Below are 21,121 nucleotides of genomic sequence, written 5' to 3'. Positions count from 1 at the left end.
TGCCGGAATTCGCCGGTCTGCAGAGAAAACTATTCGAGAAGGGTTTGAACATGACTACTCGCGAACAACGTATCGCCGCCATTCAACATGACTGGGACACCAACCCGCGCTGGAAGGGTATCAAGCGTGGTTACACCGCTGCCGACGTAGAGCGTCTGCGTGGTTCGGTGCAAGTGGAACACACCCTGGCCCGCCAAGGGGCCGAAAAACTGTGGAACCTGGTCAACAACGAACCCTACATCAACTGTCTGGGCGCGCTGACCGGTGGTCAGGCCATGCAGCAAGTGAAAGCCGGCATCAAGGCCATCTACCTGTCCGGCTGGCAAGTGGCTGCTGATAACAACGAATACTCCGCCATGTACCCGGACCAGTCCCTGTACCCGGTGGACTCCGTGCCGAAGGTGGTAGAGCGCATCAACAATGCCTTCACCCGCGCCGATGAAATCCAGCACTCCAAAGGTGTTGAAAAAGGTCAGCCTGGTTTTGTTGACTACTACGCTCCGATCGTGGCCGATGCCGAAGCCGGTTTCGGTGGCGTGCTGAACGCTTACGAACTGATGAAGGCCATGATCCGTGCGGGTGCCGGTGGCGTTCACTTTGAAGACCAACTGGCTTCTGTTAAGAAATGCGGCCACATGGGCGGCAAGGTACTGGTTCCGACCCAGGAAGCCATCCAGAAGCTGATCGCTGCCCGTATGGCTGCCGACGTGTATGGTGTGCCGACTCTGGTGATTGCCCGTACCGATGCTGAAGCTGCTGACCTGATCACCAGCGACTACGACGCCAACGACAAGCCTTTCCTGACTGGCGAGCGCACTGCCGAAGGCTTCTACAAGACCAAGAAGGGTCTGGAACAAGCCATCAGCCGCGCCGTGGCCTACGCTGACTATGCCGACCTGGTATGGTGCGAAACCGGCACGCCGGATCTGGAATTTGCCCGCAAGTTTGCCGAAGCGGTACACGCCAAGCATCCGGGCAAGCTGCTGGCCTACAACTGCTCGCCGTCCTTCAACTGGAAAAAGAACCTGGACGATGCCACCATCGCCAAGTTCCAGCGCGAACTGGGTGCCATGGGCTACAAATACCAGTTCATCACTTTGGCTGGTATTCACAGCATGTGGTACAACATGTACGACCTGGCACAAGACTATGTTGCTCGCGGCATGTCGGCCTACGTCGAGAAGGTACAAGAGCCGGAATTCGCAGCACGCGACCGTGGCTACACCTTCGTATCGCATCAACAGGAAGTGGGCACCGGCTACTTTGACGATGTCACCACCGTGATCCAGGGTGGCCAATCCAGCGTAACCGCGCTGACTGGCTCCACCGAAGAAGAGCAGTTCCACTAAGCGCTAAAGCGTGGGCTGCCAGTCAGCCCTTGTTAGCACGCCCGCCGGCTTCACGCTTGCGGGCGTTTTGCTTGCGGTCTGCCGTTTATTAAATCTGGCTAAACAATCAATTCATCAAAACCGACTAGTACTGACACGAACAATCACTATACTGGACGCTGCTATTCTTTCTGGCGCGTCAGTCACGGCACGTCACCTCTCCAGATTCATCTCCAGAAAAGGTATTCACCATGACCAAGGTTGTCGTTGTCTATCATTCCGGCTACGGCCATACCCAACGCGTTGCCCAACAAGTGGCTGCCGGTGCCAATGCCGAACTCATCGCCATTGACGCAGAAGGCAATGTTGCTGACAGCGCCTGGGATCAACTGGCCGCAGCCGACGCCATCATTTTCGGCGCCCCTACTTATATGGGCAGCCCGAGCTGGCAGTTCAAGAAATTTGCCGATGCCACTTCCAAAGCCTGGTTCACCCGCGCCTGGCAAGACAAGGTATTCGGTGGCTTCACCAATAGCGCCAGCCTGAACGGCGACAAGCAAGTTGCCCTGATCACCCTGCAAACCCTGGCGTCGCAGCATGGTGGAATCTGGGTCAGCCTGGGCCTGATGCCGAGCAACACCAAGGCCGCCCAGCGCACCGACATCAATAATCTGGGCGGCTCGGTTGGCCTGTTGGTGCAGTCCCCGGCCGATGCCAGCGTGGATGAAATCCCGCAGGGTGACCTGGACACTGCCAAGCAATACGGCGCACGTGTAGCGGCCATCGCCGCCAAGCTGCGCGGCTGATTCAGCCAGCTTGAGATGTAAAAAAAGCCACCTCGTGAGGTGGCTTTTTTTTGGCAAGTGCCGCAGCAAGTACTGAATCAAGCCTGCTTGTGCAAGTGAGAGTTCTTGCGCGAGTAACCAAAGTACACCACCAAGCCAATTACCAGCCACACCACGAAGCACAGCCAGGTGAGCATGGACAGCTGCGCCATCAGGAATACGCAGAAGATGACGGCCAGTGCCGGTACATAAGGCACACCCGGACACATGAATTTGCGCGGCAGGTTCGGTTCGGTCTTGCGCAGCTTGATGATGGCAATGGCAATCAACGAGAACGCCGCCAGCGTACCGATGTTCACCAGTTCAGCCAGGGTATGCAGCGGAATGAAGCCAGCAATCAGGGCGATAATGGTGCCAATCAGCCAGGTCGCCTTATACGGTGTGCCGTATTTCGGATTCACTTCAGAGAAGACCTTGGGCAGCAGGCCGTCACGGCTCATGGCAAACAGAATGCGAGTCTGGCCATAGGTCATCACCAGAATCACCGTCAGCATGCCCAAAATGGCGCCCAGATCGACAAAACCGGCAAACCAGTCCAGCTTGGCCACTTGCAGGGCCAGCGATACCGGGTGGTCGATACCGGCAAACTGGGCGTAAGGCACGATGCCGGTCATGATGGCAGACACGATTACGTACAGGATGGAGCAAATGGCCAGCGACCAGATCACGCCCTTGGGAATGTCACGCGCCGGGTCTTTCACCTCTTCAGCCGCGCAAGTCACGGCGTCAAAGCCCAGGAAGCTGAAGAACACGATGGCCGCGCCATGGAACACGCCATTCATGCCGTAAGGCAGCGCCGGGCTCCAGTTGACCGGTTTCACATGCCATACGCCAATGGCAATGAACATCAGCACCACGGCAACCTTGATCAGCACCACGATATTGTTTACCCGCTTGGATTCCTTGATGCCAAAGGCCAGCAAGGCAGTAATCAGCATGGCGATGGTGAAGGCAGGCAGGTTGAACAAGGTAGCCTTGCCCGGAACCGCACCCGCCGCAGCCGTCAGCGCATCAGGCAGGTGAATGCCGAAACCGCCCAGCAAGCTCTGGAAATAACCGGACCAGCCCACCGAAACAGCAGACGATGCCAGCAGGTATTCCAGCATCAGGTCCCAGCCGATGATCCAGGCCACCAGCTCACCCAGCGTGGCGTAGGCATAGGTATAAGTGGAACCGGAAATCGGCAGCATGGCGGCGAATTCTGCGTAGCACAGTGCGGCAAAGCCGCAGGCAAACGCGCCGATGATGAAAGACAACACCAAGCCTGGGCCTGCCACGGTGGCACCGGTACCGGTCAACACGAAAATGCCGGTACCGATGATGGCACCAATCCCCAGCATGGTCAGGTCGAAAGCCGTCAGCTCCTTGCGGAGCCCTTTGGCGGTCTGGGCAAATTCCAGCATGCCCTGAACGCTCTTCTTGCGCATCAAACTCATGTTCAGACTATCCTGTGTGCGCCGGTACCCGTCACCATGTTTGGGCTACAGGGCGGCCGGCCGTGATGATCATACTCAGCCCATCCACAGCTGCCCTGTCTGTTGCCGGTTCGTGACCGACATCTCAACGCAGGACACTGCTGCGGAAAACGCGCGATCTTACAGGAAGGGGGGAACAGTTCAAGCCAGAAAGTTGGACAAAGTGTATCCATTATCCATTCATGGACAATTCTGGCAGCAGGATTTGCCCCCAAATTGTCATACTCTCTGAAAAATCAGCAGTTAATGGCACATGACTGTCATTTTTACAGCAGAAATTGCCGCAAAAACGCAATGCCATGCCTATTTGGCATATCCTTGCGCAGAAACAAGCAGCCGCCAGGCAGCAATAAGCAAAGCCTTGCCAATCTACGTCTCACTCCACATGACACAGCAGATAACCCCCATCGCGCACGCCCAGTCCGCTCTCAGTCCCAATAAGCGGGGGCAGTATAGATCTGGCGCAAATGCTCGATGAAATGCCTTACCCGTGCCGGCAGAAAGCGCCGCTGCGGCACCACGGCATATACCGGGTAGTCGGGTGAGGCAAACTGGTCCAGCACCGTCACCAGTCGCCCTTCAGACAGGTCATCCTTCACTTCCCACAGCGAACGCCAGGCCAGGCCCAAGCCCTGCACAGCCCAGTCGTGCAGTACTGCGCCATCATTGCACTCCTGTCGGCCAGACACCCGCAGATTGATCAGCGCCCCGTCACACTCGAAGCTCCAGCCACGGCTTTGGCTCTCACCCAGCGACAGGCAGTTATGCTCGGCCAGTTCTTCCAGGGTATGTGGAATGCCATGCCGCGCCAGATAAGCAGGCGATGCCACCACCACGCGGCGATTTTCTGCCAGCCGCATGGCCACCAGCGAGGAGTCGGCCAAATCCGAAATGCGAATGGCACAGTCAATGCGCTCGCGCTGCAAATCAATCAGCCGGTCTGACAAATCCAGCGTCACGCGGATATCCGGATGCGCCAGTTGAAATGCCGCAATATGCGGTGCCACATGCCGTCGGCCAAAACCGGCCGGGGCGGATACTCGCAAATGACCACGCGCCCGGCCACTACCGGAAGCCACTGCCGCTTCGGCTTCGGACAACTCCGTCAGAATGCGCTGGCAGTCTTCAAAAAAGGCCGCGCCTTCCTGGGTCAGGGTCACGCTGCGCGTGGTGCGAACCAACAGCTTCACCCCCAGCCGCTCCTCCAGCGCATCCAGCCGGCGGCCTATCATGGCCGGTACCACACCTTGCTGGCGTGCAGCAGCGGACAGGCTGCCATGATTGACCACGGCGACGAAGGTTTCCAACTGTTTGAGTTCGCTCATTGCTTACTTAAAAGTAAAAGATGTTATGCCTATTTATGCATTTTTTTTTACTGTTTGGCTAGATACACTGGCTGTCATCGCAATGCAGCATTTTATTGATCAAAGGCAGCGGTTCTGCCGTATAAACGCATTTACTTCAGGAGCAAGCACATGGCTGTCACCCTTCCGCAAGGCGTGGAAATCCTCGCCCCGCTGACCCCGGCGTTTGAAGAAATCCTCACCACCGAAGCACTGGCCTTTGTTGCCAAGCTGCACCGCCAGTTTGAAGCACGCCGCCGTGAGCTGATTGCCGCCCGCGTGGTACGCCAGGCCGAACTGGATGCCGGCAAGCTGCCTGACTTCCTGCCGGAAACCGCCGCCATCCGTACCGGCGACTGGACGATTGCCCCGCTGCCGCAAGACCTGCTGGACCGCCGCGTGGAAATCACCGGCCCGGTGGATCGCAAAATGATGATCAATGCGCTGAACTCCGGTGCCAAGAGCTTCATGGCCGACTTCGAGGACTCCAACTGTCCTAGCTGGGAAAACCAGATCACCGGCCAGATCAACGTCCGTGATGCCTATCGCAAAACCATTTCCTTTGCCAATCCCGACGGCAAGCAATATCGCCTGAACGACAGCGTGGCCACGCTGATCCTGCGTCCGCGCGGCTGGCACCTGATGGAAAAGCACGTGACGGTAGATGGCGAGATTGTCTCCGGCTCGCTGTTCGACTTTGCCCTGTCCTTCTTCCACAACATCGCCTATCTGCAGAGCGTAGGCAGCGCCACCTATTACTACCTGCCCAAGATGGAAGGCCATCTGGAAGCGCGCCTGTGGAACGATGTGTTCGTGTTTGCCCAGCAGGAACTGGGCATCGCCCAAGGCAGCATCAAGGCTACCGTACTGATCGAAACCATCCTCGCCGCCTTCGAGATGGACGAAATCCTCTACGAACTGCGCGAGCATAGCTCCGGCCTGAACGCCGGTCGCTGGGACTACATCTTCAGCTGCATCAAGAAGTTCAAGCAGAACCGCGACTTCTGCCTGGCCAATCGCGCTCAGATCACCATGACCGTGCCCTTCATGCGCGCCTACGCCCTGCTGCTGCTGAAAACCTGCCACCAGCGCAACGCGCCGGCCATTGGCGGCATGGCCGCGCTGATTCCGATCAAGAACGATCCGGTGGCCAATGACAAGGCACTGGGCGGCGTGAAGGCCGATAAGGACCGCGATGCTACTGACGGCTACGATGGTGGCTGGGTGGCTCACCCGGGTTTGGTACCGATTGCCAACGAAGCCTTCAGCCGCGTGCTGGGTGATGCACCCAACCAGATTTCCAAGCAGCGTCCGGACGTAAATGTCACCGCCGCCGACCTGCTGAACTTCCAGCCGGAAGCGCCGATCACCGAAGCCGGCCTGTCGATGAACATCAATGTGGGCATTCAGTATCTGGGTTCCTGGATTTCCGGCAACGGCTGCGTGCCCATCCACAATCTGATGGAAGATGCCGCTACCGCCGAAATTTCCCGCTCGCAGATCTGGCAGTGGATTCGCAGCCCCAAGGGTGTGCTGGACGATGGCCGCAAGGTAACGGTGGAACTGTTCCGCGAACTGCAAGCTGCCGAAGTAGCCAAGCTCAAGGCGGAATACGGCAATCGCTGGACCAAGCAATACGAAGACGCGGCTGGCATGTTCGACCTGCTGACCACCTCGGATGACTTTGTCGAATTCCTCACCCTGCCAGGTTACGACTACATCGATTAAACGATCGATCCAATGGTTGGCAATTTGCCAGCTTACACTCATGCGGCCCGTGATCCGGGCCGCTTTTTTTTCGCCTGCCCGGCGAATGGGCAACTTCCTGTCTCCAATATCCAATTTCAGCCATATTATTGCGCACCGCAACAAGAAAAATCTTTGGTATTGGAATAAAATTGCGCGAAATATTCATTTTCCAAAAAAATCTATCCTGACTCACAAGGAATTGCCATGTCCCTACGCCATCGCCAACTGCTGGCTGCCGCTGCAGCCGTGCTCTCCCTGTCTACTTCCGCCGCCGAGCTCAAATCGGTTGCCATTACGGCAATTGTTGACCACCCGGCGCTGGATGCAGCACGCAAAGGCGTAACCGACGAGCTCAAAGCCGAAGGCATGGGTGAGGACAAGGTCAAGGTGCAATACCAGAGCGCCCAGGGTAATCCGGCCACTGCCGGCCAGATCGCCCGCAAGTTTGTTGGTGATAAGCCGGATGTCGCCGTGGCCATTGCCACCCCGTCCGCACAGGCTCTGGTGGCTGCCAGCAAAACCCTGCCCATCGTATTCACCGCCGTGACTGACCCGGTTGCGGCCAAGCTGGTCAGCAACTGGAAAGCCAGCGGCACCAATGTAACCGGCGTCTCCGACATGCTGCCGCTGGGTCCGCAGGTAGACCTGATCCTGAAGGTGAAACCGGGTGCCAAGCGCATCGGCATGGTATTCAGCCCGGGTGAAGTTAACTCCACCATCGTGGTGAAGGAACTGAAAGCAGAGCTGTCCAAGCGCGGCATGAGCCTGGTGGAAGCACCGGCAGCACGTACCGTGGACGTAGCCCCTGCAGCCAAGAGCCTGATCGGCAAGGTTGATGCCATCTACACCAGCACCGACAACAATGTGGTGTCCACCTATGAATCGCTGGTTGCCGTGGCCAATCAAGCCAAACTGCCGTTGATCGCATCCGATACCGACTCGGTAAAACGTGGAGCCGTGGCAGCGCTGGGGATGAACTACTACGATATGGGCCGCCAGACCGGCAAGATCGTGGTACGCATCCTGAAGGGTGAAAAACCGGGTTCCATTGCACCTGAAGTGGGTAGCAAGCTGAGCCTGACAGTGAACCCGTCTGCCGCCATCAAGCAAGGCGCTCCGCTGTCCGCCACCTTGCTCAAGGAAGCGCAGAACACCGTCAAGTAAGCAGACTACTGTCTGACTGCCCAGATGGCTTCATCGCCATCTGGGCTTTTTCCGTATCAACAGCCCAGCCTCATCCAGGCTTGGCTTACCGGCCCCCACCCTGACGGGCCGGTATGTCTCAGAGGTGTTCATGTCCCTGATTTCACTGATGGGCGCGCTGGAAATCGGCCTGATCTTTGCGCTCGTCGCACTTGGCGTGCTGATTTCCTTCCGCCTGCTCAACTTCCCCGACCTTACCGCCGACGGCAGCTTCCCGCTGGGCGGCGCGGTGGCTGCCGTGCTGATTGCCGGTGGCCATGACCCGTGGCTGGCTTGCGGCCTCGCTGCCATTGCCGGTGCCGCCGCCGGCTGGCTCACCGCCTGGCTCAATGTCCGCCTGGGCATTCTGCAATTGCTGGCCAGCATTCTGGTAATGATTGCGCTGTACTCCATCAACCTGCGCATCATGGGCGCACCCAATATCGCCCTGATCGGCCTGCCAACGGTATTTGCCCCCTTCATCAGCACGGTCAATGACAATGCCTGGCTGATTCAGCCTGCCGTGCTGGCAGTCATTGTGGTAATCGCCAAGCTGTTGCTGGATGCCTTCTTTGCCTCGGAAGCAGGGCTGGCGCTACGCGCCACCGGTGCCAATCCGCGCATGGCACGAGCCCAGGGCATTTCCACCGATCGCATGACGCTGGCCGGCATGGCCCTGTCCAATGCGCTGATTGCACTGGCAGGTGCGCTATACGTGCAAACCCAAGGCGGCGCCGACATTTCCATGGGCATCGGCACCATCGTGGTGGGCCTGGCAGCCGTCATCATCGGCGAAACCCTGCTACCGCCACGCAGCTTGTGGCTGGTGACCCTGGCCACCGTGCTGGGCGCACTGCTCTATCGTCTGCTGATTGCCCTGGCGCTGAATGCCGACTTCATCGGCCTGCAAGCGCAGGATCTGAACCTGATTACCGCCGTGCTGGTGGGCCTGGCGCTGGTACTGCCCAAGATCAAGGGTAAGCTGCGCAACAAGCAAGGAGGAAAATCCGCATGATGCGCGCCGACAATCTGTTCAAAACCTTTAACCCCGGCACCCCGTTGGAAAACCCTGTGCTGCGCGGCCTGTCGCTCACCATCGAATCCGGCCAGTTCGTCACCGTGATTGGCAGCAATGGTGCTGGTAAGTCCACCTTTCTGAATGCAATCAGCGGTGACATCAGTCCGGACACTGGCAGCCTGTTCATCGACGGGCAGGACGTCACCCGCCAGTCCGCCTGGCAGCGTGCTGCACTGGTGGCCCGCGTGTTTCAGGACCCGCTGGCCGGTACCTGCGAAGGGCTCACCATCGAAGAAAACCTGGCGCTGGCCATGCAGCGCGGCCAGGGACGCGGACTGTCGCGCGCCGTCAAGGCCAGTTATCGCGAAGCCTTCCGCGACAAGCTGTCCACACTCAAACTGGGCCTGGAAAACCGCCTGGGCGACCGCATGGGCCTGCTGTCCGGCGGTCAGCGTCAGGCCGTCAGCCTGCTGATGGCATCCTTGCAGCCTTCCCGTCTGCTGCTGCTGGATGAACACACCGCCGCGCTCGACCCTAAAACCGCCGCCTTTGTGCTGGAGCTGACCGACCGCATCGTGACCGAAAACAAGCTGACCGCCCTGATGGTGACCCACTCCATGCGCCAGGCGCTGGATCATGGCCATCGCACCGTCATGCTGCACCAAGGCCGGGTGGTACTGGATGTCAGCGGCGATACTCGCAGCCGCATGGACGTGCCCGATTTGCTGGCCATGTTTGAACAGACCCGTGGTGAAAAGCTGGACGATGACGCACTGTTGCTAGGCTAAGCCCTCACCCTTCACGCCGGTTGATGCCCATCGCCCGGCGTGAGCCAGCCACGCTCAGTGGCCATCTCCCAGCCAGATATGCGAACCTTCTGCACCACGCCCCGCTCAAAAGCCTGTTCTCTAATCTTTGCAGGAGTCCGCATGAAATCCACGCTTATCCCCCCCCTGATGGCAGCCAGCCTGCTCATTCTCCCGGCCATGGCCAAAGCGGCCGAGGGCATCGAACTACGACTCTCTGGCTCAGCCCAGCAGGAAGTCGCCAACGACCAGTTGCAAGCCACACTGTACCTGCAGGAAAAAAGTGAACAGCCCGCCACACTGGCTAACCGCTTGAACAAGGGTATTGCCCAAGGCATGGCACTAGGCAAAAACTACCCGCATGTAGAAGTAAGCAGCGGCAGCTACAACAGCTGGCCCAGCTACGACAAGAACGGCAAGATACAAGGCTGGCAGGGCCGGGCTGAGATCCGTCTGAAAAGCCGCGACATGACCCAGGCGGCCGAGCTGGTCGCACAGCTACAGAAAACCATGCTGCTGGAAGGCGTGCAGTTCACCGTATCCGATACCGCCAGGCGTGCTGCAGAAAAAGCCATGATCCCGGCAGCCCTGGCCGAAATGCAGGCACAAGCCAACATCACGGCACAAACACTGGGCAAAAGCCATATCACCATCAAGGAACTGGAATTTGGCAATGCTGCGCCATCCTTTCGTCCGCCCATGCTGATGCGTGCCGCCGCAGCCCCCATGGCCAAGGAAGCGGATGTAGCACAGCCGGACTGGCAACCTGGGCAAAGCCAGTTGCAACTCATGATCAATGGCAAGATCGAACTCAACTAGCCCTTTATGCAGTAGCGACCTTGCGCTACAGTAAGCAACACAACGGGCTGAACATATCAGCCCGCTTTTACGACCCGCCGAGCACTCTACCACCATGAAACTGATTGCCTCATTCACTAGCCCGTATGCCCGCAAGGTACGCATCGTGCTGGCCGACAAGAAGATTGATTGCCCGCTGGAAGAGGACGTGCCGTGGAACCCGGACAGCCAGGTCGCCCGGTACAACCCGCTGGGCAAAGTCCCCGCGCTGGAACTGGACGATGGCAGCATCTTGTTCGACTCGCGGGTCATCGTGGAATATCTGGACAATATTTCTCCGGTAGCCCGCCTGCTGCCGCAAGAAAACCGCCGTCTGATCAACACCCGGCGCTGGGAGGCACTAGCGGATGGCATCACCGACGCAGCCGTTGCCATCGTCCTGGAACAACGTCGCCCAGCAGACAAGCAGATGCGGGACTGGATAGCACGCCAGCAAGGCAAAATCGACCGGGGGCTTGCCGCCATGTCATCCGACCTGGGAGAACGGCAGTGGTGCAATGGTGAAGGCTACAGCCTGGCTGATATTGCCGTTGGCTGCTGCCTTGGCTATCTGGATTTCCGCTTTCCTGCCATTAACTGGCGCGAGCCCTATCCCAATCTGGCCAATCTGCTGGAACGGTTGTCTGCCCGGCCATCGTTTATCGATACCCGGCCACCGGCTTCCTGAGCATGCCAACAAACAAAAACCGGGCATGGCCCGGTTTTTGTTGCAGCTCAGGCCCCTCACGCCGGCCTGGGTGCCAACATGATGATGGCCATGCCCATCAGAGCCAGCGAAGCGCCCAGCAAGTCCCAGCTACTTGGTCTGACGCCGTCAACCAGCCACAGCCACAACAAGGCCACCACGACATAAACACCACCGTAGGCAGCATAGACACGCCCAGCCGCTGCCGGATGCAAGGTCAACAGCCAGACAAACAGCAGCAGCGACAAGGCTGCCGGTAACAATAGCCAAATCGAACCCTGCTGCTTCAACCACAACCAAGGCAGATAGCAGCCGGTAATCTCGGCCAAGGCAGTCAAGCCAAACAGCAACAATAATTTCAGCAATATCACCCGCATTTCCCTTGCATACATCTGCAGCAAACAGTAGCCCACATCAGCCGTGCGCCCAGCCCAATCCCTGCTGATACACTTCAATCTCCTCGGCCATCCAGCCGATAAAATCACGCTGCTTGAGCAAGGAGCTTTCGCGCTGCGGCCACACCAGCCAGTGCGGGTAGGGATACGGCACCACAATATCACTCAGTTGCACCAGCACACCCGACTTCAGCCCTGCATCCACCAGGCTGCGCCTCTCCAATGCTACCCCCATACCCTGCTGCACTGCCTGCAGCACCAGATTGGAATCATTGATCCACAAGCCGGCCTGTGATGGCTCGTTAACGCCGGCAGCCTGACACCACCCCATCCAGCTTTCCACTGTACGCACCACCGGTCCTGCCACAATCTCAGCCGGAGTCTGCGGTAGTTTGCCCTGCCGAAAGCTTGGCGCAGCCACCACCACCAGTTCGTCATCAAACAGATGTTGCTGTTGTAAACCTTCCCAACCGCCCTGCCCCATGCGCACGCCGATATCCACCAAGCCCTGACGTAAGTCCTGAATGTCCAGGCTGGCACGCAGGCTGATGCGGTATTGCGGGAAGCGGGCCTGGAAACCGGGCAAGCGCGGTAGCAGCCAATGCGCACCAAAGGACGGCATGACCGCCACCACCAGCTCCCCATCTCGCGGCCTGGCCTGGATCAACCGTGTAGCTTCCGTTAACTCGGCCAGGCCGATTCTGACTTGTAGCGCATACAAACGCCCATCCTCGGTCAGGCGCAAACCCCGCCCCTCGCGCACAAACAGCACTACACCCAACAGCTCCTCTAACTGGCGTATTTGCTGACTGATGGCTGAATGTGTCACATGTAGTTCACTGGCAGCCTGCGTCACACTTCCCAGGCGTGCCAAGGCTTCAAAACTGCGCAGGGCAGATAAGGGAGGTAAAAGTCTCATGTTAGAAAAACTAACATGAATTCCAAATAAATATCAATTTTCATCACGACAGCTGCTGCTTATAGTGAACTCACCCCCACGAAAGGAGATGGTCATGTCCCATTCATTACGGCTGGAACTGGCAGATGGCGAACTACTGGTCTTACAGTTGTCCCGTCGTTGCCAGCTATATGCCCGCAGCGGCGCGCACTGGTTAACGGTTGACGGCCAGGACATCTGCTTGCAAGGTGGAGAATCCGCGCAGCTGCCAATAGGCAAGCTGCTACTGGAAGGACATGGCCAGCTGGAAATCCAGCCCGGCACCAATCCCCCCCAGCGCTCCTGGCTTAGCATTGCCAGTCATTACCAAACCGTTTAACAGAAAGTCAGATCATGCAACTGATAGGCATGCTGGACTCCCCCTATGTACGCCGTGTTGCCATCAGCATGCGCTTGATGGCGATTCCCTTTTCCCATCAAGCTGTATCGGTATTTCGTCATCTTGCCGAATTTCAGGCTATCAACCCGGTAGTGAAAGCGCCGACCCTGATTCTGGATGATGGCAGCACGCTGATGGATTCGACCCTGATTCTGGATTATCTGGATACTTTGCACCCAGAACACAGCCTGATGCCACGTGCCCTGCCGCAACGTCAGTACAGCCTGCATTTGTTGGGCTTGGCGCTGGCGGCGATGGAAAAAAGCGTACAGCTGGTTTACGAACAACAGCTACGTCCAGAGGAAAAACGGCATCAGCCATGGCAAGCACGTGTTGCTGCTCAGCTGCTGGCAGCCTATTCCCTGATAGAGCAGGCCATGGCTAAGCAGGCTCTCAGTATTGGTGCCATCGATCAGGCTGGCATCAGCATCGCAGTGGCCTGGCGCTTCAGCCGTGAAATGCTGCCACAGCAATTGGCCTGGAATGACTTCCCGCACTTGCAGCAATGGAGTGCACAGGCCGAGGCTCTGCCAGCCTTTCTCGCCACGCCCTTCGAGTAGGCTATTGCTCGATCAGGTGTCGTACTCACACAGCAATAACAACGATAGCGGCTATTTGCGGACTACCTGTTGCCACGGCAAGTCATCCGGTGCAGTTTGCAGCGCCGACAACAAGTTGAAACTTGCCTGGGGATGGTGCTGTTTTACCAGCGGGTAGCTGGCTACCACAGCGTACCGGGTCAACTGCGTGGAGTTAACAATACGCAACAGACCCCAGATGAGACCAAGCTTTACGCATGACCACCGCTCTTCCATGGTATTGAATGAAAACCGCCCCAGACAAACGGCAAGCCGGTCATCTGGGGCGGTTTCAGTGTGCTACTTACCGCAGGCTTAGGCAGACAGCTCCAACAGCAGCTTGTTGATACGCTTGACGAAGGTGGCAGGGTCTTCCAGCTTGCCACCCTCTGCCAGCAAGGCCTGATCGTACAGCACCTGGGCCAGATCGGCGGCACGACCGGCGTCGGACTCTTCCGCCAGTCGTTTCACCAATACGTGTTCCGGATTGATTTCCAGCGTTGGCTTGCTGACTTCCACTTTTTGCCCTGCAGCCTTTAGCATGCGTTCCAGGTGTGCACTCATATCATGCTCACCCGCCACCAGGCAGGCCGGGCTATCGGTCAGGCGTACCGTAGCACGCACTTCCTTCACCTTGTCACCCAGTGCGCTCTGCACTTTTTCTACCAAGGGCTTAGCTGCTTCTTCAGCCTGCTTCTGTGCTTCCTTGTCGGCTTCATCTTCCAGCGCGCCCAGGTCCAGTTCGCCCTTGGCTACCGACTGCAAGGATTTGCCATCGAATTCGAACAGCGAACCAACCACCCATTCATCCACACGGTCGGTCAGCAACAGCACTTCCACACCCTTTTTCTTGAATACTTCCAGGTGTGGGCTGTTACGTGCAGCGGCCAGGGTGTCCGCCGTGATGAAGTAGATCTTGTCCTGACCTTCCTTCATGCGACCGATATAGTCGCTCAGGCTCACCGTCGGCTCATCGCCATCCACCGCAGTGGAAGCAAAGCGTAACAGTTTGGCAATACGCTCCTTGTTGGCGTGGTCTTCGCCCACCCCTTCTTTCAGTACCTGACCGAATTCCTTCCAGAAGGCGGCATATTTCTCGGTCTGATTGGCCGCCAGATCCTCCAGCAAGCCCAGTACCTTCTTCACGCAACCGGCGCGAATGGCATCGATATCCTTGCTTTCCTGCAGGATTTCACGGGAGACATTCAGCGGCAGATCGTTGCTGTCGATCACCCCACGCACAAAGCGCAGGTATTGCGGCATCAGCTTGTCGCTGTCTTCCATGATGAACACGCGACGGACATACAGTTTGATGCCCTGCTTGCGCTCGCGGTCCCACATGTCAAACGGTGCACGTGCCGGGATGTACAACAGCTCGGTGTATTCCTGGCGGCCTTCAACACGGGCATGGCTCCACGCCAGCGGATCGGCAAAGTCATGTGCCACGTGCTTGTAGAATTCGGTGTACTGCTCGTCGGTGATATCGCTCTTACTCCGAGTCCACAGTGCAGAGGCTGCGTTAACGGCTTCCAGCTCGTCACTTTCAATGACTTCGCCATTCTCGCCGTAGCTATTGCCCTTCTTCATCAAAATGGGGATGGAGATATGATCGGAGTAGGTACGTACGATGCGCTTGAGTGCCCAGTCGGCCAATAACTCGTCTTCCCCCTCTTTCAGGTGCAGCACAATCTCGGTACCCCGGCTGGTTTTTTCAACCTGCTCCAGCGTGTACTCACCCTCACCCTGGGATTCCCAGCGTACGCCTTCCCCCGCTGCCGCACCTGCACGACGGGTTGTGAGGCTGACCTTGTCGGCAACGATAAAGGCCGAGTAGAAACCGACACCAAACTGGCCGATCAGGTTGGCGTCCTTCTTGGAGTCTCCGGACAGTTGCTCGAAAAAGGCCTTGGTACCAGACTTGGCAATCGTGCCGATATTGGCAATCACCTCGTCGCGGCTCATACCTATCCCGTTATCGGAGATGGTGATGGTGCGGGCTTCCTTGTCGAAGCCAACGGTAATCTTCAGCTCGGCATCATTCTCGAACAACTCGGGCTTGGCCAGACCTTCAAAACGCAATTTGTCGGCGGCATCCGATGCATTGGAAATGAGTTCTCGCAGGAAGATTTCCTTGTTGGAGTACAAGGAGTGGATCATCAGGTGAAGCAGTTGCTTGACTTCGGTCTGAAAGCCCAGGGTTTCTTTCTGTGCGCTCATGGTCTCTATTCATCAGTGGTTGAGTAACAATGAGCTGACAGATAGGGACAAGGTAGCCGATTTCAATACCCTTTCTCCAGCAAGGGCAGGATTATCCCTCTTGTAAACTGCTCCCCACCCATACAATTACTCCGACGGGAGCAGCTGCAGTAGCTCGGCCACCACCGCAATAGCAATCGCAGCAGCTTGCCGGCTTTGCATCCCGTCTATACCCAAAGGGCAGTGAATACTGGCAATGCGCCCCAATGGTACGCGATTAATCAGGCGCAAATTAAAACTAGCCAGCTTGCTACGACATCCCAGCAAACCAATAAAGCGTGCATCGTTGCGCAGCAATATCTGCTCAATCCAGTCAAAATCCAATTGATCGCTATGAGTCATCACCAGCCAGCAGGCGTCGGCGGGCAGGCTGTCCATTTGCTCGGCTCCGCCAACGATGGCTGTAGTGTTGGCTGGCAATTCGGCTGGCAAGAATTCTGGACGGCTATCTAGCCAGAATATCCTATAGGGTAGATCACCCAGCAAGCGACTCACCGCCCTACCAATGTGCCCAGCGCCACACAACACCACACGCATTACCGGCACTGGCAGATCATCCTGCCATATTGACGCTTCTAGTTGCCGAATACCGCCTCCCCGCCCTGGCAACAGAAAGTATTCAACAGGAGCATCAGACTCCAACATCACCAGACGTCGCAACGCTCGTCCCTCTGCCCCTGCCTGCCAGGCCATTTCAAGCCAAGGTAAGTCTCGCTCATCCAGTAACTCGAACAACAACCATGCACTACCGGTACAACAGCAATCTGCACAATTGCCTAGATCAAAGCGCTCGCAACAACGCAAGAAAACAGGCAGGGACAGCAGTTGTCGGGCTCTCAGACCTGCTTGTCGCTCCAACCAGCCGTCCCCAAGCGTATCTGCACTCCAATTGCGTCCCACTACCATGCGAGCACCGACCTCCCGTGGCACATGGCCCTGACTACGCACCAAGGTAATCAGTATGGCAGCCTCCTCTGCCGTGCCAGTTGTTGACGTAATACGCTCAACCAATCACCGCCCAGCAGCATCACCTTCCCCTGTGCAATGCCAGCAACCACCAGATACAAATACCTTGTCTGATCAATGTCCAGGTACAGACATCACCTCGGTAGTACTGGCATCGGACAGATCTGCCTCCCCAAGCCCGTTGAAAAATGCATTCAAGAGCACGGCTGTCAGGCTTGCCAGCAAGATACCGCTATGCAGCAGCGGGGCCATGCCTACGGGCATCTGACCAAAGAAATCCTTGGCTACAGTGGGAATCATGCCCATGCCCAAACTGATGGCAACAATATAAAGGTTGTAGCGATTGTGAAAATCTACTCTCGACAACACCTTGATTCCGGTGGCCAATACCATGCCGAACATCACGATCCCCGCTCCACCCAGCACAAAGGGAGGGATGGAGGCCACGATAATGGACATCTTGGGCACCAATCCGAAGGCGATCAGGATAAAACCTGACATTACACATACCCAGCGACTACTGACGCCGGTAATGCTGACCAGGCCGATATTCTGTGAAAATGAAGTATGCGGAAACGTATTAAACATGCCCCCAAACATGGTCCCCAATGCATCCACCCGCAGTCCGCGTACCAGATCCTGTCTTCTTACTGGGCGGTTGACGATTTCCCCCAAGGCAAGAAACATGCCCATGGACTCGATGAAAACGATCAGCATCACCACCGTCAGCGTCACGATGGACCACAGCTCGAACCGTGGCACGCCAAACTTGAAGGGCAGAATCATGGCAAACCAGCTGGCATCGTGCAGGCCATCAAAATCTACCTTACCCAGCGACAGGGCAATGATGAAGCCGAACAACAATCCCAGCAGAATGGATATATTGGCCAGGAAACCGGATGCAAAGCGAATGATCAGAAGAATGAACACAAGAACAGTCAGTGAGATACCCAGATACAAGGGACTACCATAGTCAGGGGAGCCCAGCCCACCTGCCGACCAATTGATGCCAACACCAATGATGGACAAACCAATCGATGTAATAACCACTCCAGTTACCAATGGGGGGAAAAAGCGGATCAATCGTCCAATTAATGGCACCAGCAACAAAGATACCAGCCCCGCTGCCATGGTGGCACCAAAGATGCCAGGCAAACCCAGTTCTTGGTTCTGACCGATGGCAATCATCGGTCCTACCGTGGCAAAGGTAACCGCCATGATGACCGGCATGCGAATGCCAAACCCCTTGAATCCCAGACACTGCAACAAGGTCACCAAACCACAACAAAACAGGTCGGCACTGACCAGAAAAGCAATTTGCTCTTTGGGCAGACCCACCGCACCACCAACAATCAGCGGAACGGCCACTGCGCCAGCATACATCACCAATACATGCTGCAAGCCCAGGGTAAACAATTGCAGCATGGGCAGCTTTTCATCTACCGGATGGATGGTTTGTGTCGAGTTCATCAAGTCTCTCCTTTGCCTTCTTCGTGCAATAACTTTCATGTAATGCACGGACGTGACAGGGCAACCTGCTGCCATAGCAACAAGGAAAATTGCAAGGATTACGGAAATAACCTAGAAAGGTGCTTCGATTTGGTAGATCTGCGAAAGCGTGATTTCGTCGCAGTTATGCCCACTTCCAACACGATCCACCACAATGAAATCTCCCTCCTGCTCCAAACTGATCAAGGGGTGATGCCAGCAACCACGTAGATAGTTGACCCCCTGATCGGAATTGGCGAGAAAAGCGCGCAAAGCACGCTCATCCGGCTGTCCATCAGGCTGGTTGGGAGCCACCACAACAATGAAGGGAACGCCATTACAAGGAATAAATGACTGGCTACCCAATGGATGACGTTCCAACATACAAATATCAATGGGATAGTGAAAAGCAGCCCCTCGCGCCATGCTGATAGCAGGAAGACCACCATCTCCACCAATGTCTACCAAACCAAGCTTGTGGTAGCGACGGGTACTGCCATTATTAATGGGAAACCAGTCACTACCCGCAATCTCGATCACATCCCCGAAAGGGGAAAAAGATTCTTTAGTCAGGGTTTCCAGAGTTAGCAAAGCCATGATGTTCTCCTCGTTCAAATAGTCTTGTGACTTTGCTAATCAGCCAGACGGCCCCATATTCTCAACCGACTGACCCCTCCATCGGGAAAGATATTTAGTCGTACATGATTAACCGGCCCCAATTGGCGAATCAATTCACGATCATAATAATGCTGGGTATCCATGTTGGTTTTCTGTTCGGGCAAGAGCGTGTCCCAGAACATCGCCTGCGTCACAATAGATTGGTCAGTCCCTTGATGGACCAATGCAGCCTGAATAGAAATACTATCTGGATAATTACCCTTGAAATGGGCGGTATCAACTTCGATACGTTCAACAATCGCGCTATGCCCAAGTTGAACAATACACCAGTCATTACCAGGTTCACGTCGACGCCGTGTTTCCCAGCCATCGCCCATATTGATGCCACGCCCCGGCATAATCAGCCTATAAGGAACACCAAAGTGGGCATCGTTATAAGCAACAATTCGGCCTCCTTGCTGTAAGGCAGAGACTTCATACAAGGCACCTCGGTCTTTACCTTGCCAATTACCATCTACTTGCCCGTAAACCCGTAATCTAGCTACCCCACCATCGGGGTAAATATGCAAACGTAAATGGGTCCAGACCCGCGAATCATTAATGCTGAAAAAGTGGTGGGCACCCCCACCTAGGGAAACGGCTGGCAAGATCTCCGTCCACATCGTATCCGGAGTGGGGGAGCCAGTCTCACAGCAGGCCTCCAAAACAGCAGCAGGTGGGAAATTACCAGTAAAATGGCTGGTATCAATGTCTACTCCTTTGATTTCACCTGGCAAACCTAGCTGAATGACCGCATAGTCATGGCCACCATTACGCCGCCGCCTTGTTTCCCAGCCATCCATCCACTTACCATGTTCATCAAACTTATCCACGATAAATACGGGGGCTGCTGAATGCAGCATACGCTCAGCAGGTGCAAACCACTCGTCAGTGCAGAACAGAATCCTGGCACCAAAATCTGCAGCGGCCAGGTTGACATGACGGTGGGCAAAATCAGGCAACTCAACTGGAGCTGCATGCCGTACAGTAGATGACAGGTTGGAATCAAAATTCATGGTGTCTCTCCTTTATTATTACAATACGGACAATCAATATTTTCAGTTCACAGCACTAACCAGTATCTGGCCAAGCAACACGCTACCCATCACAACAAAACACAATGCGGATATCATTAAAAAAATCTTACGTATCACGGCCATCTTGGCTAAGAGACGACTAGCCAGCAGCCCATAACCAAACTTGCACAGCAGATCAACAACGACCCAGGCCACTACCATCCACACCAGTTGCAGGAGCAAAGGCTGGCCCTGGACCAAAAACTGCGGCAATAAAGCCAGAAAAAAAACGATATCTTTAGGATTGCTGATGCCGAGCAGAAAGGCTTTGGAGAAAAGCTGCACCCCAGCTTGACGACGTCCAGTAACGGCATAGGCTTGTCCATGCCGCTCCTGCCAAGTTTGGAAGCCTAGATAAAGCAGGTAGCAAGCACCAAGCAACTGCAGTACAGCAAACGAACCTGCAGATGCAAGCAATACAGAACCAACCCCCAGAGCCGATAACAACAGCAGGCTGACCGAAGCCAGCACACCACCAACGAAACCTGGCCAGCTGCGCCATACACCGTATTGCACAGCATTACTGACCATGTACAACGATAGAGGCCCCGGCACGACAATAACTACGGTGATGGCCAGTAGATATAAGCTCAGCATTTCGATATTCATGTGCCAGAATCTCCGTACACGATTTCCTCTAATCGCAAACGTGCAATACGGTAAATCTGCCGCAAACACTCTCGGCGCTCCTCTTCCACTTCAGAGGACAAACGGCGTTCAAACTCTCCGAGAATGCTGTTACGGTCATGGCCACGAACTGCCAGAATGAATGGAAAACCAAACTTTCTTTGATAAGCATCATTGAGCGCAGTCAAGCGAGAAAACTCCTCCTTGCTACACTGATCCAGCCCGGCACTGGCCTGCTCAACCGAGGACTCTCTTGTCAGCTCACCACATATCGCAGCTTTTCCTGCGAGTTCTGGGTGGGCTCTGATTAATGCCATTTGAGCACGATAACCAGCCTTTTCTACTTCGCCGGTCATCACGGCAGCCAGCTCCTCCACCGAATGGAAAGGGCGCAGGGCTGAATCGCCCCGGCTTCTCTAGACACTCTTGAGCCGTTGGAAATATTGCTTCTC

General features: G+C 56.1%; 21 protein-coding genes. 10 read left to right on the top strand and 11 right to left on the bottom strand.

Annotated features, from left to right (window positions below):
- The first annotated feature begins 50 nt into the window (after window positions 1-50).
- Both aceA and ACODR9_RS08840 read left to right on the top strand, forming a co-directional pair.
- Entirely contained in the window at window positions 51-1,349 is a 1,299-nt protein-coding gene (aceA, locus tag ACODR9_RS08845; protein WP_488808871.1) for an isocitrate lyase, read from the top strand.
- A 230-nt stretch (window positions 1,350-1,579) separates the two neighbouring features.
- Window positions 1,580-2,134 carry a flavodoxin family protein gene (locus ACODR9_RS08840; RefSeq protein ID WP_488808869.1) on the top strand — a complete coding sequence of 185 codons (555 nt, stop codon included), beginning with the start codon at window positions 1,580-1,582 and terminating at the stop codon, window positions 2,132-2,134.
- 77 nt (window positions 2,135-2,211) lie between these two features.
- On the opposite strand, the gene bcaP is transcribed toward ACODR9_RS08840, so the two are convergent.
- Both bcaP and ACODR9_RS08830 read right to left on the bottom strand, forming a co-directional pair.
- Entirely contained in the window at window positions 2,212-3,609 is a 1,398-nt protein-coding gene (gene bcaP / locus ACODR9_RS08835; protein WP_488808868.1) for a branched-chain amino acid transporter BcaP, read from the bottom strand.
- A 467-nt stretch (window positions 3,610-4,076) separates the two neighbouring features.
- Complete coding sequence (locus ACODR9_RS08830; RefSeq protein ID WP_488808867.1) at window positions 4,077-4,973, bottom strand: LysR family transcriptional regulator; 897 nt, start codon at window positions 4,971-4,973, stop codon at window positions 4,077-4,079.
- Between the two features lie 150 nt (window positions 4,974-5,123).
- Between ACODR9_RS08830 and aceB the strand changes: the two genes are divergently transcribed.
- The 6 genes from aceB to ACODR9_RS08800 all read left to right on the top strand — a co-directional run bounded on the left by aceB (window position 5,124) and on the right by ACODR9_RS08800 (window position 11,271).
- A complete protein-coding gene (aceB, locus tag ACODR9_RS08825) occupies window positions 5,124-6,719 on the top strand; it encodes a malate synthase A (protein ID WP_488808866.1) in 1,596 nt (531 codons plus the stop codon).
- A 225-nt stretch (window positions 6,720-6,944) separates the two neighbouring features.
- Window positions 6,945-7,904 (top strand): ABC transporter substrate-binding protein, encoded by a 960-nt coding sequence (locus ACODR9_RS08820; protein WP_488808865.1) that lies wholly within the window; start codon window positions 6,945-6,947, stop codon window positions 7,902-7,904.
- A gap of 130 nt (window positions 7,905-8,034) precedes the next feature.
- A complete protein-coding gene (locus ACODR9_RS08815) occupies window positions 8,035-8,937 on the top strand; it encodes an ABC transporter permease (protein WP_488808863.1) in 903 nt (300 codons plus the stop codon).
- Window positions 8,934-9,728, top strand: coding sequence for an ABC transporter ATP-binding protein (locus ACODR9_RS08810; protein ID WP_488808861.1), 795 nt, complete (start codon window positions 8,934-8,936; stop codon window positions 9,726-9,728). The genes ACODR9_RS08815 and ACODR9_RS08810 overlap by 4 nt, the downstream gene beginning before the upstream one ends.
- Window positions 9,729-9,869: 141 nt before the next feature.
- A complete protein-coding gene (locus ACODR9_RS08805) occupies window positions 9,870-10,565 on the top strand; it encodes an SIMPL domain-containing protein (protein WP_488808860.1) in 696 nt (231 codons plus the stop codon).
- Between the two features lie 94 nt (window positions 10,566-10,659).
- Window positions 10,660-11,271, top strand: a complete 612-nt coding sequence (locus ACODR9_RS08800; protein WP_488808859.1) for a glutathione S-transferase — start codon at window positions 10,660-10,662, stop codon at window positions 11,269-11,271.
- Window positions 11,272-11,327: 56 nt separating this feature from the next.
- Here the strand turns inward: ACODR9_RS08800 and ACODR9_RS08795 are convergent, their stop codons facing one another.
- On the bottom strand, window positions 11,328-11,666 hold the full coding sequence (locus ACODR9_RS08795) for a YnfA family protein (RefSeq protein ID WP_488808858.1): 339 nt from the start codon (window positions 11,664-11,666) through the stop codon (window positions 11,328-11,330).
- Between the two features lie 37 nt (window positions 11,667-11,703).
- Window positions 11,704-12,603 carry a LysR substrate-binding domain-containing protein gene (locus ACODR9_RS08790; protein ID WP_488808857.1) on the bottom strand — a complete coding sequence of 300 codons (900 nt, stop codon included), beginning with the start codon at window positions 12,601-12,603 and terminating at the stop codon, window positions 11,704-11,706.
- Window positions 12,604-12,697: 94 nt separating this feature from the next.
- Between ACODR9_RS08790 and ACODR9_RS08785 the strand changes: the two genes are divergently transcribed.
- Complete coding sequence (locus ACODR9_RS08785) at window positions 12,698-12,961, top strand: hypothetical protein (protein ID WP_488808856.1); 264 nt, start codon at window positions 12,698-12,700, stop codon at window positions 12,959-12,961.
- A gap of 14 nt (window positions 12,962-12,975) precedes the next feature.
- Entirely contained in the window at window positions 12,976-13,581 is a 606-nt protein-coding gene (locus tag ACODR9_RS08780) for a glutathione S-transferase family protein (RefSeq protein WP_488808855.1), read from the top strand.
- 333 nt (window positions 13,582-13,914) lie between these two features.
- Here ACODR9_RS08780 and htpG read toward each other — a convergent pair whose 3' ends face one another.
- From htpG to uraD, 7 genes are all read right to left on the bottom strand, one after another.
- The gene (htpG, locus tag ACODR9_RS08775; protein WP_488808854.1) at window positions 13,915-15,816 is read right to left on the bottom strand and encodes a molecular chaperone HtpG; all 1,902 of its coding nucleotides are present in this window, start codon (window positions 15,814-15,816) and stop codon (window positions 13,915-13,917) included.
- 126 nt (window positions 15,817-15,942) lie between these two features.
- A complete protein-coding gene (gene xdhC / locus ACODR9_RS08770; RefSeq protein WP_488808852.1) occupies window positions 15,943-16,866 on the bottom strand; it encodes a xanthine dehydrogenase accessory protein XdhC in 924 nt (307 codons plus the stop codon).
- A 69-nt stretch (window positions 16,867-16,935) separates the two neighbouring features.
- Entirely contained in the window at window positions 16,936-18,291 is a 1,356-nt protein-coding gene (locus ACODR9_RS08765; RefSeq protein WP_488808851.1) for a nucleobase:cation symporter-2 family protein, read from the bottom strand.
- 111 nt (window positions 18,292-18,402) lie between these two features.
- Entirely contained in the window at window positions 18,403-18,906 is a 504-nt protein-coding gene (locus tag ACODR9_RS08760; RefSeq protein WP_488808849.1) for an ureidoglycolate lyase, read from the bottom strand.
- Window positions 18,907-18,941: 35 nt separating this feature from the next.
- Window positions 18,942-19,982 carry an allantoicase gene (alc, locus tag ACODR9_RS08755; protein ID WP_488808848.1) on the bottom strand — a complete coding sequence of 347 codons (1,041 nt, stop codon included), beginning with the start codon at window positions 19,980-19,982 and terminating at the stop codon, window positions 18,942-18,944.
- Window positions 19,983-20,024: 42 nt separating this feature from the next.
- Complete coding sequence (locus ACODR9_RS08750; RefSeq protein WP_488808847.1) at window positions 20,025-20,651, bottom strand: LysE family translocator; 627 nt, start codon at window positions 20,649-20,651, stop codon at window positions 20,025-20,027.
- On the bottom strand, window positions 20,648-21,064 hold the full coding sequence (gene uraD, locus ACODR9_RS08745; RefSeq protein ID WP_488809037.1) for a 2-oxo-4-hydroxy-4-carboxy-5-ureidoimidazoline decarboxylase: 417 nt from the start codon (window positions 21,062-21,064) through the stop codon (window positions 20,648-20,650). Before uraD ends, ACODR9_RS08750 begins: the two co-directional genes overlap by 4 nt.
- Between the last annotated feature and the right edge of the window lie 57 nt (window positions 21,065-21,121).

Source organism: Aquitalea sp. FG25, from assembly GCF_057809375.1.
Note: the sequence above shows the minus strand (reverse complement) of the source record. Positions and strands in the feature narration are given on the sequence as shown.

Bases quoted from the DNA above. Each gene is read 5' to 3' on its own strand.
- aceA (WP_488808871.1), top strand. From the start codon at position 51: ATGACTACTCGCGAACAACGTATCGCCGCCATTCAACATGACTGGGAC.
- ACODR9_RS08840 (WP_488808869.1), top strand. From the start codon at position 1,580: ATGACCAAGGTTGTCGTTGTCTATCATTCCGGCTACGGCCATACCCAA.
- bcaP (WP_488808868.1), bottom strand. From the start codon at position 3,609: ATGAGTTTGATGCGCAAGAAGAGCGTTCAGGGCATGCTGGAATTTGCC.
- ACODR9_RS08830 (WP_488808867.1), bottom strand. From the start codon at position 4,973: ATGAGCGAACTCAAACAGTTGGAAACCTTCGTCGCCGTGGTCAATCAT.
- aceB (WP_488808866.1), top strand. From the start codon at position 5,124: ATGGCTGTCACCCTTCCGCAAGGCGTGGAAATCCTCGCCCCGCTGACC.
- ACODR9_RS08820 (WP_488808865.1), top strand. From the start codon at position 6,945: ATGTCCCTACGCCATCGCCAACTGCTGGCTGCCGCTGCAGCCGTGCTC.
- ACODR9_RS08815 (WP_488808863.1), top strand. From the start codon at position 8,035: ATGTCCCTGATTTCACTGATGGGCGCGCTGGAAATCGGCCTGATCTTT.
- ACODR9_RS08810 (WP_488808861.1), top strand. From the start codon at position 8,934: ATGATGCGCGCCGACAATCTGTTCAAAACCTTTAACCCCGGCACCCCG.
- ACODR9_RS08805 (WP_488808860.1), top strand. From the start codon at position 9,870: ATGAAATCCACGCTTATCCCCCCCCTGATGGCAGCCAGCCTGCTCATT.
- ACODR9_RS08800 (WP_488808859.1), top strand. From the start codon at position 10,660: ATGAAACTGATTGCCTCATTCACTAGCCCGTATGCCCGCAAGGTACGC.
- ACODR9_RS08795 (WP_488808858.1), bottom strand. From the start codon at position 11,666: ATGCGGGTGATATTGCTGAAATTATTGTTGCTGTTTGGCTTGACTGCC.
- ACODR9_RS08790 (WP_488808857.1), bottom strand. From the start codon at position 12,603: ATGAGACTTTTACCTCCCTTATCTGCCCTGCGCAGTTTTGAAGCCTTG.
- ACODR9_RS08785 (WP_488808856.1), top strand. From the start codon at position 12,698: ATGTCCCATTCATTACGGCTGGAACTGGCAGATGGCGAACTACTGGTC.
- ACODR9_RS08780 (WP_488808855.1), top strand. From the start codon at position 12,976: ATGCAACTGATAGGCATGCTGGACTCCCCCTATGTACGCCGTGTTGCC.
- htpG (WP_488808854.1), bottom strand. From the start codon at position 15,816: ATGAGCGCACAGAAAGAAACCCTGGGCTTTCAGACCGAAGTCAAGCAA.
- ACODR9_RS08765 (WP_488808851.1), bottom strand. From the start codon at position 18,291: ATGAACTCGACACAAACCATCCATCCGGTAGATGAAAAGCTGCCCATG.
- ACODR9_RS08760 (WP_488808849.1), bottom strand. From the start codon at position 18,906: ATGGCTTTGCTAACTCTGGAAACCCTGACTAAAGAATCTTTTTCCCCT.
- alc (WP_488808848.1), bottom strand. From the start codon at position 19,982: ATGAATTTTGATTCCAACCTGTCATCTACTGTACGGCATGCAGCTCCA.
- ACODR9_RS08750 (WP_488808847.1), bottom strand. From the start codon at position 20,651: ATGAATATCGAAATGCTGAGCTTATATCTACTGGCCATCACCGTAGTT.